The sequence below is a fragment of the Exiguobacterium sp. LL15 genome (genome assembly GCF_024436095.1).
Taxonomy (GTDB): domain Bacteria; phylum Bacillota; class Bacilli; order Exiguobacteriales; family Exiguobacteriaceae; genus Exiguobacterium_A; species Exiguobacterium_A indicum.
Map to the genome: position 1 here is coordinate 1,885,412 of NZ_JANFNX010000001.1, position 15,967 is coordinate 1,901,378.

The window sequence follows — 15,967 nt, forward strand, 5'->3', positions numbered from 1 at the left end:
TCTATCCTTTGACCGGGACGACCCGGTGATCAAACATGAGATGGCTGTTCGCGAATACTTCTCGTGCCTCTTGTTCCAGTACTTCCTCTTGATCGACATAACGAGCGGATACGTGCGTCAATAGAAGCTTTTTCGCTTGTGCCGTTTCTGCAATGACAGCTGCCTGTCGAGCGGTCGAGTGACCGAAGCGTCCCGCATGTTCGATTTCCCGATCGGCAAACGTCGCTTCATGGACTAATACATCAACGTCTCGCGCCAGTTCGACCGAGGCCGCGCACGGCATCGTATCGCCAAGAACGGCTAGCTTGACACCCGGTTTTGGTGACTCTAAAAAGTCGGACGATGGATAGACCGTTCCATCGAATTCGAAGGTTTCTTCCAGTGTGATTCGGCGATAGATCGGACCGGATGGCACTCCTAGTGCCTTCAGTGCATCCACACGCAAGGCGCCTCTTTCCTCGGGACCTTCGAGTCGATAACCGAACGCCGGGAAACGATGCTCAAGCGACCGCACCGTCACGCGGAATCCGTCCTGTTCATAGGTTTGACCGTCTTCGACTTCAACGATCCGGAGTGGATAACGTAGATATGTTCCTGTGATGCGTAATGTCGCGTCCATCCATTCTTTGATCCCGGTCGGTCCATAGATCGTTAGCGGTGTCGTTCCTTCCAGCGCTGCTCTTGTGCTAATGAACCCCGGTAACCCAAAGATATGGTCTCCGTGTAAATGGGTGATGAAGATCGCGTTGACTTTTCGTGGCTTGATCGGGCTGTGTAAGATTTGATGTTGCGTCGCCTCTCCACAATCGAACAACCATGTCATTTTGGGGTGTAACAAGGCAATCGATGTGACGTTTCGTTGTTTCGACGGCATACCGGCTCCTGTCCCTAAAAAATAAAATTCCATCTTTTTCCCCTTTTCGTAAAATTAGCATTTTTTATACACAAAATACACCTTTCTTCTGTTGAAGCATGGTAAACTGTACCTATTCAGATTTGGAAGGTGGTTTTTTCCATGACTAAGATTGAACGGACCTATGCCCGCATCGTCCGGGAAGCCCGCAAACTGAACGAGAGTTATCGGCAAAAATACGGAAAGTCGATTCAAATCGATGAAATCGCTTCGACCTTATTATGTACAGAAGAACTCGTTCTAGAGTCTATGGAATATGTTGATCGTCCTCAAGTAGTTTAATCGTACAATGATAAAGAGTGTACCGCAATGTTGCGGTACACTCTTTTTTGTGTCTCATCAGCTTATTTGTTCGTAATGTAATCAACTAGCGTCACGCAAAGTTCCGCTGTTTTGACGAGTTCTTCGATCGGCATCTTCTCATTCGTCGTGTGGATATCTTCATATCCGACAGCCAAGTTGACCGTTGGAATACCAAAACCAGCAATGACGTTGGCATCTGATCCGCCACCAGAATGTAAGAGGCGTGGCGTGCGTCCGAGTTGTGTGATCGCTGCTTTCGCGACTTCGACGACTTGATCTCCATCCTCGAACTTGAAGCCTGGGTACATGACTTTGACTTCAACTTCTGCACGACCACCAAGCTCTGCTGCCGCTTCTTCGAATGCCGCTTTCATCTTCTCTGTCTGTGCTTCCATCTTCGGAGCGACGAGTGAGCGTGCTTCCGCGAAGATTTCGACATAATCACAAACGATGTTCGTTGATGGACCGCCACCGCTGAACCGTCCGATGTTCGCTGTCGTCTCTTCATCAATCCGACCGAGCGGCATCTTCGCGATCGCTTTCGACGCAATCGTAATCGCCGAGACACCTTTTTCCGGTGCGACACCAGCATGCGCTGTTTTCCCGAAAATCTTCGCATTGACTTTTGCTTGCGTTGGAGCAGCCGTGATGATGTCTCCGACTTTTCCATCTGAATCAAGTGCAAAACCGTAATCGGCATCGATTTTTGATGGATCAAGAACCATCGCACCGACGAGTCCAGATTCTTCACCGACTGTGATGACGAACTGAATTTTCCCGTGAGGTTGTTTCGTTTCATTCAATACATGCACGAGTTCGATCAGAGATGCGAGACCTGTTTTATCGTCTGCCCCAAGAATCGTTGTGCCGTCCGTCTTGACGTAACCGTCCTCGATGATCGGTTTAATGCCTTGACCCGGGAATACCGTATCCATATGGGAAGTGAAATAAATTTTATCGACGCCGTCTTTTGTTGCCGGAAGCGTGACGATTAAATTGTTTCCTTTATGTTCCGTCTTGGATGAAGCGTCATCCTCGAACACATCACATCCGAGATCCTCGAACGTTTTTTTCAAATGGGCACAAATCCGTGCCTCCTCTTTTGATTCCGAATCAATCTGGACAAGTTCTAAAAACGTATCTAATACACGTTGTTCATTGACCATGACAAAACCCTCCTCCTAATATGTTTCAATCCATTAGCGCTTTTTTAGTATACCATCCCCATCGTCATTTGCACTTCTGAAAGGTTGTTTGTACAATGGCAGTAATCAGTTGATGTAAGAGAGGAGTAGTGGATATGGCAAAACCATCGAAACAACAACGTATCATCAAATGGACGACGATCGGGATTTTAGCAATCTTCCTGATCGGTACGTTCGCCTCGACGATGTTTTATTTCTTTTGATTGACGTAGCGTTGTTTTAAACGTAAATACTGCTCCGCTTCTTGTAGCATGTGCAGTAAGGCAGAGCGGACCTCGAACTCCTCCCGCGTGACGGGTAAGGCAGAGGCACGAAAACGTGTCAATAATGCCTCTAGTTCTGAAATGTACACCATTGCGTCGGCTTCAGGTCGGACATTGTCACCAATCGTCCGAAAGAAGTCGGCGACTTTTTTTCCTTCTTCGACGACGAGGACGAGTTCCTCGGCATGATGGACGATACCGCGTAGTAACTCGAATTGTTGTTCGCGCATCCGGAAGTAGGCATAATCTTCATCATCGTTCCGACGACCGATCGCGTTTCCCATTCGTTTTAAGGCGGCATCTTTCCCTTCACGTAACAGACGTTCTGTCTCGTCAAGCGTCAACGCATGATGATTGACCCGCCCTGTCTCGATCGCAGCCGCGACTTCGAAGAATAAGGCAGCGATCCGTTGATCAATCTTTTCTCGTCGTTCGTCGATCAACAAATCGAGACTTGGCATGTACATGTTGACAAGTAATCCGACACCAACACCAATGCCAAGCAATAAGGATTCGTTCAATAAGATGTGCGCGTTAAGCTGACGTTCCGTATACAAATGTGTCAGAATGACGACACTCGTGATGAAACCGTCCTGAAGTCGGAGGCGTTGAACGGATGGAAGGAATAAAATGAAATAGATCAATAACGTCACCGGACGATAGCCGATGACCTCGAATAGAATGAATCCAAGCACGATGGCAAGTAATGATGCCATGATGCGTTCGTAAGAGGACCGGAACGTCTTCTTTCGTGTCGACTGGATGCTCAAGATGGCGATGATGGCCGCGAAGACGTAATAGTCGAGCTTGAGTTGTTCTGCGATCCACATCGCGAGCGCAGCCGCGACCGCTGTCTTCAGCGTGCGATAACCGATTTTCAACAGGTTCACCCCCTTTTGTTTTTCTTTGTTAGACTACCTACGTTGGACACGAATGTCCATTGCTTTTTAAAGGACGTGATTTACTTTGACGACACGCACTATCCGCCCCGGTCGCCCCGTGCGCCGGACCGGTTCGATAAAAGGATTACTTTTTTTCTTCCTCATCGGAGTTCTCTTGTTCTTTTGGCTCCGCGAGGAACCGAAGACCGTCTTAACCCCACCAGCGCCTTATTCGGCTGAGCGCTATGAAAAAGGTAAAATCAACGAGCAAGACTTCCAGACGTTCGCCGAAGCGAAGGAATATGCGGGTCAGCGTGGTGCTGTCAAGCGTTCATCGGACGACCGCTACGTCTACCTCGGTGGACCAGGTACTGGGATCGTCGATGATCGTGGTATCCTATCGATTCATCGTGATCCTGAGTTAAAGAAACGGCTCACGTACGTCGCTTCTGGCACTCGTGTTCAGTTGCTTGAGTTCGGGGAACAGACAAGTCGTGTCAGCATCGCCGGCGTGACGGGTCATGTCCCAACGGACCGCTTACGTCCGTTCCCGGCAGAACGCGTCTCGAATGCATCGTATTATCAGACGAAGGGCGATCGTCTCCTTCACTACATCGTCGCAGACAGCGGACTTGGTGGACTGATCGTTGCCGGTGAAGCAACGAACGCGACGCCTCGGACGAGCAAATATGTCGAATCGAAGACATTAACACGTGATTTGACGAAGCCGACGCGTCTCAGTGCGAAACAACTCGATGCGTTCATCAAGGAGCAAGCACCGGACAGTCCCTTGATCGATAAAGGAAAAGTCTTTAAGTCCGTTGAAAAGAAATACCGTGTCAACGCGGCCTATCTGCTTGCACACGCCATCCACGAATCCGATTATGGACGGTCTGAGATTGCCCGCGAGAAAAATAACTTGTTCGGCGTCAATGCGACCGATTCCGCTCCGGGAGAAGATGCGACCGTCTATAAATCCTTGACGGACTCGATCGAGCAAACCGGTCGATTCATCGCAAAGGATTATCTCGATCGGGATGGACGTTATTTCCGTGGAGCGTACCTTGGGAACAAACAAAAAGGCATGAACGTCTTTTACGCGTCAGACCCCTTCTGGAGTGAAAAAATCGCTGGTATCATGGTGAAAATGAACGCTTTCTAAATCCGAGATATGATACACTATAGGGCGAGACAACAATCATTGAGGAGTGAACACGTCATGGAAAAAGTTTTAGTATTTGGTCACAAAAATCCTGATACCGATACAATCACATCGGCAATCGCTTATGCAGAATTAAAGAAAGCACTCGGTGTCAATGCCGAAGCCATCCGCCTCGGTGAAATGAATGATGAAACGTTATTCGCACTCGATACGTTCAAAGTTTCAGCACCACGTCTCGTGACAGAAGTCGCGACGGAAGCATCACACGTCATTTTAGTCGACCACAACGAACGTCAACAAAGTGCGAACGATATCGACGCTGTTACCGTAACAGAAGTCATCGACCATCACCGGATCGCAAACTTTGAGACATCGGATCCTGTTTACTACCGGGCAGAACCGGTCGGCTGTACAGCAACGATCCTTAACAAGCTCTACAAAGAGCATGGTGTTGCCATCAAACCAGAAATCGCTGGGTTGATGTTATCAGCGATCATTTCTGACTCGCTCCTATTCAAATCGCCGACTTGCACGGAGCAAGATATCATCGCAGCACGTGAACTCGCAGAAATCGCTGGTGTCGATGCGAACGTCTACGGTCTTGAGATGCTCAAAGCTGGAGCTGATCTCTCGAAAAAATCCGTTCCTGAATTGATCTCACTTGATGCAAAAGAATTCACGATGGGAACACTCAAAGTCGAAATCGCTCAAGTCAACACGGTCGATACAGCAGAAGTCTTGCTTCGCCAAGAAGAACTCGAAACAGCGATCAACGAAGTCATCCTTGCAAAAGGTCTTGATCTGTTCGTCTTCATCGTCACGGATATCTTGACGAACAACTCTGTTGGACTCGTCCTCGGGAAAGAAGCGAATCTCGTCGAGCGTGCTTACGGTCTTGAAGCGACGAACAACCTTGTTTACCTTGAAGGTGTCGTTTCACGTAAGAAACAAGTCGTTCCTGTCTTAACAGATACGGCTCTTGCAACACAATAAGTCAGAAAAAGAAGGAGTTCGCTCCTTCTTTTTTGAATAAAGAATATGAATGGCTGTTCATTCATTACATAAAGGAGGAAGCAATATGACACAAACGATCATGGTGACGGGTGGAACGAACGGAATGGGGAAAGCGATGGCGCTCGCCTTAAAGGAAGCCGGCTGGAACGTCGTCGTTACAGGACGCGACGCGGAACGCTTGCGACTGATGGATGAAGCATTGGATCAGATTCAAGGCGAACATCTGACGATTCAGATGGATGTCCGTGATGCTGACGCTTGTCTGGCTGCTGTCAATCAAGCACGGGAACGGTTCGGTCGTCTCGAAGCATTGATCAACAATGCTGCCGGGAACTTCATCTGCCCGACCGACGAGTTATCACCGAATGGATGGAAGACGGTCATCGATATCGTCCTCAACGGGACATTCAACTGCTGTCACGCTCTGGTCAAAGGATGGCAGGAAGATCAAGTCGTTGGCGGACAAATCGTCAACATCGTTGCGTCTTATGCGTGGCAGGCCGGAGCTGGTGTCGCTCCGAGTGCTGCTGCGAAAGCCGGTGTCCTGAACTTGACGCGGACGCTTGCCGTCGAATGGGGCTATAAATATCAAGCCCGTGTCAACGCGATCAGTCCGGGACCGATCGAACGGACAGGTGGTGCTGATAAACTCGCATTGTCACCGGAACACGCGGAACGAATTCGCCGCAACGTCCCGCTCGGTCGATTCGGGACACCGGAAGAGATCGCAACACTTGCAACATGGATGGTGTCAGATCAAGCCCGCTACTTGAACGGAGAATGTATCGCTCTTGACGGTGGACATTGGTTAAATAAACAACCGTTCTAATGATTGAGATGGAATGACTCAAGAAGTCGGTCTCCACAAAGATAAGAATCATGCGTTTCACGCCACTCCTACAGGATTTTGTATCTCCCCTGAGGAAAAGGCGTGAAATGACGCGTCATTCTGTTTTTAAGTCAGCCCCTTGCATGCGTCGCGAACTTTTTTCTTTCTTTTCGCTATGTTTATGAATTATCTAGAACAGGTAGAAAGGACAAGAAGGAGGCGATCGTATGTGGGAAGCGTTCGGTTGGGGAGCGCTAGCAGGTGGTGCCGTTGTCATCGGTGCCCTATTCGGGCTCTACTTACCCTTAAAGCAACGCCTGATTGGTTATATCATGTCGTTTGGGACCGGCATCTTAATTGGAGCAGCGACGTTCGAGTTACTCGATGAAGCATTAAAGAAGTCAACGACGCTCGTCGTCGCAATCTCCTTCATCGTCGGCGCACTCGTCTTTACGGGCTTTGACCTATTCGTTTCGTCACGCGGCGCGAGTAAACGGAAACGCTCGTCTGGTGGGAACGAAGGCACGGGAACAGCGATTTTTTTCGGGACGATTCTTGATGCGATCCCGGAATCAATCATGATCGGTGCCAGTCTGTTATCGGGAAATGTCAGCGCGGCACTCGTCGCGGCGATTTTCGTCAGCAACATCCCGGAAGGCTTATCGAGTACGACCGGTTTGCGAAAAGATGGCTTTTCGAAGAACAAAGTATTACTGATGTGGGGAGTCGTCTGGTTGATCTCCGCCCTCGCCTCACTCGCCGGCTACACGATTCTCGCAGAACTCCCGGACATGCAATTCGCCATGATCGGTGGCTTCGCAAGCGGTGGGATCATTGCGATGCTCGCTTCGACGATGATGCCGGAAGCTCACGAGGAAGGTGGTGCGATCGTTGGTCTGTTCGCAGCACTTGGGTTAATTACTGCCATCATCCTTAGTTAAATACAACATAAAGCGCGTTGTCTGGAAAATGAACCGGACAACGCGCCTTATGTGTTTAAATCGATTTACATATCACCTATTTCTCCCGTAGCACCCTCCCATTCCTGCTTAAAACGATTAACGAACTCTTCCATGTAGCGATGTCGCTCCTCTGCTAAATGAAGTGCTGTGTTCGTATTCATTAAATCTTTTAGCCGGAATAACTTTTCTTCAAAATGATTCAGGGCACTCGTCTCTCCGGTTCGGTCACCCGGTTCTCGTGGTGCTAGACCAGGTACATGCATCGGCTCCCCGAACCGACCAGCGAACTGAAATGTGCGCGCAATCCCGATTGCACCGATGGCATCGAGACGATCAGCATCTTGAACGATTTGCCCTTCGATTGTTTGCATCGGTGGGCGTGTACCGTCTTTATAGGACAGGCTCGTGATGATGTCTAGAATTTGTTCTTGTTCTTCTTCCGTCACTTTTCCTTGCAAAAAGGATGCGACCGTCTCTGCCGTTCCTCCGAGTTTGCTATCTGCTACGTCATGAAGTAAGGCCGCCAGTTCGATGATTTTGACGTTCCCGCCTTCTTGTTTGGCAATATGTAACGCTAAACGGCGAACCCGTTCGATATGGGCATAATCATGACCTGAAAAGTCCGTCGCGTGAAACGACCGGACGAAGATTTCCGTTTCTTGAATCATTGTCGATCTCTCCATTCCGGTTCGAGTAATCCGTACAGTAACATATCATGCCGCTCTCCGTCTCGTCGTAAAAAGGCACGGTATCTTCCTTCCTGTACGAACCCGAGTCGTTCGTACAGCTTAACCGCACGTGTATTATACTCAAAGACCGTCAATTGAATCCGGTACAAGTTCAACTCTAAGAAGGCGTACTCTAGTATCGTCTGTAGCGCATCCGTCGCATACCCTTGTCCTTCACAATCCGGATCGATGCCAATCATCAGCCATGCCGTTCCATGTGTCGGTAAAATATCTTCTAATGCGACGACACCAATCATCCGTTCATCTTCGAAGTTACGAATCGCAAACCGAAACGTCTCCGGAGCATCAGTCGCCATCATCTGTTCAATCTTTTCCTTCGATAAGTGACGATATGGCGTCGCACTGAAATGACGAGCAAACGTTGCATCGTCAAGCAGACGTTGCATCACTTCGGTATCTTCCGACTGAAAACGCGTCAGACGAGTATGATGACCTTCAAGCAATTTTTTCATTCTTATCCCCCTCTCTACTAAAAACCGAAAAACGCTAACCCTCTTCAGAGTTAGCGTGCTGTGCTCATAAAACTTTTTCGAGGAACTTTTTCGCCCGGTCCGTCTTCGGATTGTCGAAGAGTTCGACCGGTGAACCTTCTTCCATCAGAATCCCCTCGTCGAGGAACAAGACACGATCCGCGACTTCTTTGGCGAAGCCCATCTCGTGAGTGACGATGACCATCGTCATTCCGCTTTCCGCCAATTGTTTCATGACGTCCAGTACTTCGTTGACCATCTCTGGGTCAAGCGCTGACGTCGGTTCATCAAACAACATGACGTTCGGTTCCATCGCAAGAGCGCGTGCGATTGCGACCCGTTGTTTTTGTCCACCTGACAACTGGTTCGGGTAATTATCGCGTTTTTCAGCTAGACCGACACGTTCAAGCAATGTCTCTGCCCGCTTGACTGCCTCGTCTTTTGAGATACCAAGGACGTTGATCGGTGCGTACGTCAAGTTATCAAGAACAGACTTATGTGGGAACAAGTTAAATTGTTGGAACACCATTCCGATGTTCTGACGTGCTTTCGAGATGTTCGCTTTTGGTTTCGTCAGTTCAAAACCATCGACGATGATCGTTCCACTCGTTGGTTGTTCAAGTAAGTTGATACAACGTAGAAATGTTGATTTACCGGATCCCGACGGTCCAATGACAGCGACGACTTCACCGCGTGTAACTGTCGTCGAGATACCTTTTAATACTTCTAATTTTCCGAATTGCTTATGCAAATCGGTGACTTGGATCATAGGTTCCATCTGATTACCCACTCTTTCTCATAGCTTTTTCGACTTGTTGGCCTATCAAGCTCAATCCCATGACGAGAACAAAATATACGAATCCGGCAAACAACAACGGTTCGAAATAAATCGCCTTTTCTCCTCCAACGATTTGTGCACGACGCATGACATCGAGCACACCGACCGTCGAGACGAGTGCCGATTCCTTCGTCAACGTGATCAATTCGTTCATGATCGCTGGAAGGATATTTTTAAAGGCTTGCGGCAAAATGATCGAACGGAGTTGTTTGAAATACGAAATACCAAGCGCATCTGCAGCTTCCCACTGCCCACGATCAACGGCTTGAATCCCGGCCCGAATGATTTCCGAGATGTACGCTCCGGAGTTCAAGGAGAAGGCGATGATTGCCGATTGGTATCCTGTCGTGACATACCCTGTCAACTGTGGTAATCCGAAGTGGACGATCGCCAGTTGCAAGATCAATGGGGTTCCCCGGAAGATCGCCGTATACGTATGACCAATGAAACGGATGAAACGGCTCTTCGTGATTTTCAGTGCCGCGACGACGATTCCGATCAGCATCCCGGCAATGGCCGCCACGATGACGACTTGGAAAAGGACCGGAATCCCCTCAAGAATATATGGAATTGAATCTTGAATCTTTGTAAAGTCTATCATAATCAATCTCCTAACGTCGCACAAAAGGGATGAGGTTACCCCCACCCCCATGCACTTGACTTATTTTGCTTCTTTTTGGAACCATTCTTCTGCCAATTTATCGATTTCACCACTGTCAATCATCTTCTTCAACTCTTTGTTGAAATCGTCACGCATCTTGTCACCTTTTTTGAAGGCGATCGCTGATCCAGCTGGACCATCTTCTTCAATCTGGTACGTTTTCAGGGATGCATCTTGATCCATGTATTTGACGGCAACTGCGTCCTCAATGATGAGGGCATCAATCCGACCTGTATTCAATTCTTGAATGATTTCTGGGATTTTGTTCAAAGGAACCGCTTCGCTATCTTTGAAGCGATCTTTTGCGAGTCCCTCTTGGATTGATCCAAGCTGGACACCGATTTTTTTGCCTTTGAGTTCGTCTTCCGAACTGATCGCTTTATCCTTCGTCATGACCAAGTTTTTCGATTCGAAGTAAATGTCTGTGAAGTCAGCATTTTTCTTCCGTTCTTCTGTCGGTGTCATACCCGCCATGACGAAATCGACACGACCTGAGCTGAGGGCACCAAGTAGGCTACCGAATTCCATGTCTTCGATTTTTAAGTCATACCCGAGATTTTTCGTGACTTCTTTGGCGATAGCAACGTCGAACCCGACGATGTCCTCTCCTTTTTTCGTATCGATGTATTCAAATGGGAAGTAATCCGCTGACGTTCCCATCGTCAATACTTTATCGCTTTTGCTTGATCCACCTGTTGATTCTTCCGACGCGCCACATGCTGCCATCGTGACTGCCAGAATGCCTGCCATTGCCGTTGCTAATAATTTTTTCATTCGAGTTTTCCCCTTCCAACGCTCAATTGTCAGAACTTTAACAATAGTATGACTTATGTGTATGTCCAATTCAATACCGAAAAGCCTGACCTGTTCTATTGCTTTTAGGATATACGAATATTTATTCACTGTAAAGCATAAATATATAAATTTTTTTGAGTTTCTATTCATAAATCATGCATAAATGACTTTTTATACAATTTTGCAAACGCTTTCAATTTTAAAATTTATTATTTTAATCTCATGAATACGCAAAAAAAGACTCCTTTATCAGGAGCCTTCTTTGCTTATGCGTAGATTTCAATCAATGATTCAAGTTTCTCGACGACCTCTTCCGCCGTGAACGATTCGATGTCGAAGCGCTCGACCATCGAGAGGATGTTTCCATCTTGCATTAATGCAAATGATGGAGATGAAGGTGGGTAACCTTCGAAGTATTCACGCGCACGGTCTGTCGCTTCGCGATCTTGTCCAGCGAATACCGTGACGAAATGATCGGGCTTGATGCCCTCTTTCCGATTAACGTACGCTGCAGCAGGACGGGCGATCCCGCCAGCACATCCACACACCGAATTGACAAGGACAAGTGTTAGCCCTTCGCGTTTCATTGCTTCATCCACGCTCTCTGGCGTCGTTAATTCTTCAAATCCAGCAGCTTGCGCTTCTTTGCGGGCTGTTTGGACGACATCTTCAAAATACATTTGGAAATCCATCGTATTGCCTCCTTTGATTCGTTCTCCTTCTTATTGTACGAGTTTCGGTGAAATCTGTCCAAGTCTGCCGCTTAATTCAGTTTCTAAAAATGGTCGGGCATGCAACAAATCACGGAACGCGATGTAACGATCGATTTTCTCTTCCGTTGGTCGCTTGTTTTGTTTGTATGCTCGAATCAAGATGTTCTTCGGTGTGTGCTCGAGATCAATGAATTCGAGAAGCTGCGCTTCGTATCCGACGAGCGTCAGCAACTCGGCACGAATCGAGTCTGTCGCCAGTGATGCGAATTTTTCTTTAATCAGTCCGTGCTGTAGCATGACATCGAGTGGCGAACAGTCCAGTTGACGGTTCAATTCCTTTTGACAGCACGGTACGCTCAGGATGACTGATGCATTCCAGTCGACAGCTCGTGCGAGTGCGACGTCCGTCGCGACATCACAAGCGTGAAGTGTCACCATCAGGTCGACTTCCGTCTCCCCTGTGTAATCATGAACGTCCCCGACGCGGAATGTCAGATCGGTATAATCCAGATCACGCGCAATTTGCGTACATTCTTCGATGACTTCTTTCTTTAAATCAAGACCTGTCACTTCGAGGTCGAATCCTTTGACGACTTTTAGATAATGATAGAGAGCGAACGTCAAATACGACTTCCCGCATCCGAAGTCCAAGATCCGGAGTTTTTTTCCTTTTGGCAAGGCAGCAATGCTATCCTCAACGAATTCAAGAAAGCGATTGATTTGTTTAAACTTATCATACTTCTGTTTTTTGACTTGACCCGCTTCCGTCATGACGCCTAAGCGAATCAGAAACGGAACCGGCACACCGTCTTCTAATAGATAGGTTTTTTTCCGGTCATGCGACAAGAGAGCTTTCATCGGCTCCTTTTTGGATGTCTTGATCGCGACTTTCATCTTTTTCGAGAGCTGGAATTGCCATTCTTCTTCTTCAAAACGGAATAAGAATTGACGGAATTCCGTGAACCAGTCATCGAGTCGTCCGACGAAATCGTCAATTAAAATATTTTCATGCTTCATAACGCGTTCAAATTGAAACTCTACCTGCATCATCACCGTATCTCTTAATAGAATCGGTTTTACCTTGATTCGTCGGAGATCATTTGATTTTTGACGCGGATTACTTATCGTTGCATGGATCAGTGTTCCTTGCGTGATTTGCGAGGCAAGACTCGCTTTTAATTCATGTAGTTCCACTAGTCGTCCCGTCCTTTTCTGATGTTCTTTCGAAACTGTAGCAAATTCGTACCTGTTCGACAAGTTTACACGCTTTATCATTCGTACGTAATCAAAAGGAGGAATTCATCATGTTCAAAAAAATTCTCTCACAAATCGGAATCGGTGCCGCAACGGTCGATACACGCTTGACGGATGACCGCTGTGAACCAGGCGGTCAAATTCACGGTGTCGTCCATATCAAGGGCGGAAACGTCGATCAAGAAATTGATCGAATTTATCTTGAATTCAACACGCAGTACAAACAAGAAGTCAATGATAGCACGACGTTTACGACCTTCACGCTCGACCGATTTGCCTTAAATGAAGCGAAGTTCACGATTGAAGCGGGTGTCGAGCGGGAAATTCCCTTTACATTACGCGTACCGCTGAATACACCACTCTCCGTCAGTCAATCGAAATCGTGGATCGAGACGGGACTCGACATCGCTCAAGCCGTTGATCCATCGGACCGTGACGCCGTCATCGTCGAAGCAAACCGCTACCAAGCGACAGTCTTAGACGCGATGGAGTCACTTGGCTTCCGATTGAAAAAAGCCGATACGGAAAAATTACCTGGACGATTCCGGAAAGATTTACCGATTGCTCAGGAGCTTGAGTATTCAGCTCGCAATACACACTACGCCCATAAACTGGATGAGATCGAAATCATCATGCTTCAAGACAGCTCAGGGATTGATTTAATCGTCCAAGTCGACCGTCGTGCTCACAGTCTCGGTTCATTATTCAGTGAAATGGCTGGTGCAGATGAGTCGATGATCAAACTGCGTCTGTCCAATAGTGAACTGCAGGATCAATCGTTCGTCGAACGTCAGCTGACAAGCATCGTGGAACGCTATAGCTGATCAATCGATCGACTTTACTTGAAAGTGATTCCTCTTCAGGGGGAGTCACTTTTTTTCATTCAAGTCAGTTTGTCTAAAAACACCTTTGAAATTTATTTCAATTTGAAATCGTTTACAAATAAAATATTGTTTTAAAACAAACACCTTGCTATACTGTCCGTATTGAAAAGAATTCCAGTCACGGTTTGACTAAAGGAGGACGTACATCATGAAAAAAATCGGACAGTTCACGTTAACAGCCGGACTCGCAGCAGTACTCGTCTCAAGTAGTTTACCTGTCATGGCAGAGGCAGGATCTTCAGCCGATCGGATCAGTCACAAAATCGACACGATGACACTCGAACAAAAAATCGGGCAGATGATCATGCCGGACTTCCGGCAGTGGAATGGCAGCAATCATACGTCGCTTGCCCCAGAAGTCGCGAACATCATCGATCGCTATGATTTAGGCGGCGTCATCTTGTTTGCTGAGAACGTCAGCGAAACCGAACAGACGACGAAACTCGTTCATGATCTGCAAGAAGTCGTCAAACAAGACGCTAGCAACGATATTCCGCTCTTCGTCACGATCGACCAAGAAGGTGGAATCGTTACTCGGCTCGGAACAGGGACGAACTTACCTGGCAACATGGCGTTAGGTGCGACCCGCAGTAGCACATATGCCAATGATGCCGGTCATATCATCGGTTCGGAACTGCGTGCGCTCGGCATCAATGTCAACTTTGGTCCGGTTCTCGACGTCAACAGCAATCCTGGAAATCCTGTCATTGGTGTCCGCTCGTTCTCGAGTGATCCGGAGCTCGTCGGCACACTCGGTTCCGCTCTAATGAAGGGAATTCAGTCTGAAGGTGTCGCGGCGACCGCCAAACACTTCCCGGGTCACGGCGATACGGCGACCGATTCCCACTATGGATTACCGGTCGTTGACCGGTCCCTGCAGGAGCTAGAACAAGTCGAGCTCGTACCGTTCAAGCGAGCTATTGCTGAAGACATCGATATGATCATGACAGGACACATCGGGATGCCGCAAATCGAACCTGAAGTCGTCACGTCGACAAATGGTACCTTCCCTTTACCTGCGACGTTATCGGATGATGTCATCACGGGCGTACTGCGCGAAAAACTTGGCTACGATGGCATCGTCATCACAGACGCGTTGAACATGCAGGCGATCGCCGACAACTTCACGGAATCAGAAGCCGTCTTAAAGACGTTTGACGCCGGTGTCGATATCGCGCTCATGCCGACGATCCTTCGTTCCGAGCAGGATGTCACAAAACTCGACCGGATTTTCAAGGATGTGATCGCAGCAGTCAAAGATGGTCGCCTCTCAGAGGAACGGATCGATCAATCGGTTGAGCGGATTCTGACACTGAAAGCAGAACGCGGAATTTGGAACGGTACGACTGACACGACATCCCTAGCTGAAAAAATCGCGCAATCGAACCAAATCGTCGGTAGTCCCGAGCATAAAGCAAAAGAACGTGCGATGACGGAAGCCGCGGTCACACTCGTGAAAAATGATCAGCGGACCTTACCATTCAAACCGAAAAAGAATGCCAACGTTCTTGTGATCGCTCCTGCGGCGGATCAAACGGACAGCATGAAAAAAACGATCGCTTCCCTACCGAAGAATCGGAACTGGCACGTGACGACAGCGAATTACTCGGCTACTACGCTACCGCTCGACCAAAACCCGACATTACGGGCGCAACTCGATGCAGCAGATTACATCATCGTCGGTTCCAACGTCAACACGAGTGCTAAACTACTACCTACTGCACCAGAACAAGCGATTCCGGCTTCGATCTTCCGCTATGCGAAACAAACGGATACACCATCCGTCCTGCTCAGTCTCCGTAACCCATACGATGTCGCCGTACAACCGGACGCACCGGCACACGTCCTCGTCTATGGCTTCAAAGGCGATCCAAACGGTCCAGACTCCGAAGCAGGCAATCTAAAATCAGCGGGACCGAACCTGCCTGCAGGTATCAGAGCGATCTTCGGAACGTTCAAACCGCAAGGCACTTTACCGGTTGATGTGCCGGTCTTTAAGAACGGTGTCTTTACCGATCAACTGCATCTCGAATTCGGTGACGGCTTTAAAAACTGGAAAAAATGATGACGT

The 15,967-nt window shown here is 48.1% G+C and carries 17 protein-coding genes; 7 read left to right on the forward strand and 10 right to left on the reverse strand.

Going from position 1 to position 15,967, the window contains the following annotated elements; genetic code table 11:
* Position 1: 1 nt before the first annotated feature.
* Positions 2–907, reverse strand: a complete 906-nt coding sequence (rnz, locus tag NOM72_RS09880; RefSeq protein ID WP_058712926.1) for a ribonuclease Z — start codon at positions 905–907, stop codon at positions 2–4.
* 108 nt (positions 908–1,015) lie between these two features.
* On the opposite strand from rnz, the gene NOM72_RS09885 reads away from it, so the two are divergent.
* A complete protein-coding gene (locus tag NOM72_RS09885) occupies positions 1,016–1,195 on the forward strand; it encodes a hypothetical protein (RefSeq protein WP_023467629.1) in 180 nt (59 codons plus the stop codon).
* Positions 1,196–1,257: 62 nt separating this feature from the next.
* Here NOM72_RS09885 and NOM72_RS09890 read toward each other — a convergent pair whose 3' ends face one another.
* Both NOM72_RS09890 and NOM72_RS09895 read right to left on the reverse strand, forming a co-directional pair.
* Complete coding sequence (locus tag NOM72_RS09890; RefSeq protein ID WP_050678519.1) at positions 1,258–2,382, reverse strand: M20/M25/M40 family metallo-hydrolase; 1,125 nt, start codon at positions 2,380–2,382, stop codon at positions 1,258–1,260.
* Between the two features lie 229 nt (positions 2,383–2,611).
* The gene (locus NOM72_RS09895; RefSeq protein WP_255999104.1) at positions 2,612–3,565 is read right to left on the reverse strand and encodes an aromatic acid exporter family protein; all 954 of its coding nucleotides are present in this window, start codon (positions 3,563–3,565) and stop codon (positions 2,612–2,614) included.
* An 85-nt stretch (positions 3,566–3,650) separates the two neighbouring features.
* Here NOM72_RS09895 and NOM72_RS09900 point away from each other — a divergent pair, with 85 nt between their 5' ends.
* From NOM72_RS09900 to NOM72_RS09915, 4 genes are all read left to right on the forward strand, one after another.
* A complete protein-coding gene (locus NOM72_RS09900) occupies positions 3,651–4,727 on the forward strand; it encodes an N-acetylglucosaminidase (RefSeq protein ID WP_255999105.1) in 1,077 nt (358 codons plus the stop codon).
* Between the two features lie 57 nt (positions 4,728–4,784).
* The gene (locus NOM72_RS09905; RefSeq protein WP_023467624.1) at positions 4,785–5,720 is read left to right on the forward strand and encodes a manganese-dependent inorganic pyrophosphatase; all 936 of its coding nucleotides are present in this window, start codon (positions 4,785–4,787) and stop codon (positions 5,718–5,720) included.
* Positions 5,721–5,805: 85 nt separating this feature from the next.
* Positions 5,806–6,570 (forward strand): 2,4-dienoyl-CoA reductase, encoded by a 765-nt coding sequence (fadH, locus tag NOM72_RS09910; RefSeq protein WP_214747665.1) that lies wholly within the window; start codon positions 5,806–5,808, stop codon positions 6,568–6,570.
* A gap of 227 nt (positions 6,571–6,797) precedes the next feature.
* Positions 6,798–7,511 (forward strand): ZIP family metal transporter, encoded by a 714-nt coding sequence (locus NOM72_RS09915; RefSeq protein WP_047390876.1) that lies wholly within the window; start codon positions 6,798–6,800, stop codon positions 7,509–7,511.
* A gap of 65 nt (positions 7,512–7,576) precedes the next feature.
* Here the strand turns inward: NOM72_RS09915 and NOM72_RS09920 are convergent, their stop codons facing one another.
* The 7 genes from NOM72_RS09920 to NOM72_RS09950 all read right to left on the reverse strand — a co-directional run bounded on the left by NOM72_RS09920 (position 7,577) and on the right by NOM72_RS09950 (position 12,952).
* Entirely contained in the window at positions 7,577–8,215 is a 639-nt protein-coding gene (locus NOM72_RS09920) for an HD domain-containing protein (protein WP_255999109.1), read from the reverse strand.
* Entirely contained in the window at positions 8,197–8,733 is a 537-nt protein-coding gene (locus NOM72_RS09925) for a GNAT family N-acetyltransferase (RefSeq protein ID WP_023467620.1), read from the reverse strand. Before NOM72_RS09925 ends, NOM72_RS09920 begins: the two co-directional genes overlap by 19 nt.
* A 64-nt stretch (positions 8,734–8,797) precedes the next feature.
* Positions 8,798–9,520, reverse strand: coding sequence for an amino acid ABC transporter ATP-binding protein (locus NOM72_RS09930; RefSeq protein WP_041255311.1), 723 nt, complete (start codon positions 9,518–9,520; stop codon positions 8,798–8,800).
* A gap of 13 nt (positions 9,521–9,533) precedes the next feature.
* Entirely contained in the window at positions 9,534–10,193 is a 660-nt protein-coding gene (locus NOM72_RS09935) for an amino acid ABC transporter permease (RefSeq protein WP_035398698.1), read from the reverse strand.
* 57 nt (positions 10,194–10,250) lie between these two features.
* A complete protein-coding gene (locus NOM72_RS09940) occupies positions 10,251–11,024 on the reverse strand; it encodes a transporter substrate-binding domain-containing protein (RefSeq protein ID WP_029341130.1) in 774 nt (257 codons plus the stop codon).
* Between the two features lie 287 nt (positions 11,025–11,311).
* The gene (locus NOM72_RS09945) at positions 11,312–11,737 is read right to left on the reverse strand and encodes a BrxA/BrxB family bacilliredoxin (protein ID WP_023467616.1); all 426 of its coding nucleotides are present in this window, start codon (positions 11,735–11,737) and stop codon (positions 11,312–11,314) included.
* Positions 11,738–11,767: 30 nt separating this feature from the next.
* Positions 11,768–12,952 carry a class I SAM-dependent methyltransferase gene (locus NOM72_RS09950; RefSeq protein ID WP_023467615.1) on the reverse strand — a complete coding sequence of 395 codons (1,185 nt, stop codon included), beginning with the start codon at positions 12,950–12,952 and terminating at the stop codon, positions 11,768–11,770.
* A gap of 110 nt (positions 12,953–13,062) precedes the next feature.
* Between NOM72_RS09950 and NOM72_RS09955 the strand changes: the two genes are divergently transcribed.
* Both NOM72_RS09955 and NOM72_RS09960 read left to right on the forward strand, forming a co-directional pair.
* On the forward strand, positions 13,063–13,836 hold the full coding sequence (locus NOM72_RS09955; RefSeq protein WP_023467614.1) for a sporulation protein: 774 nt from the start codon (positions 13,063–13,065) through the stop codon (positions 13,834–13,836).
* 208 nt (positions 13,837–14,044) lie between these two features.
* Complete coding sequence (locus NOM72_RS09960; RefSeq protein ID WP_255999112.1) at positions 14,045–15,961, forward strand: glycoside hydrolase family 3 protein; 1,917 nt, start codon at positions 14,045–14,047, stop codon at positions 15,959–15,961.
* The last annotated feature ends 6 nt before the right edge of the window (positions 15,962–15,967 follow it).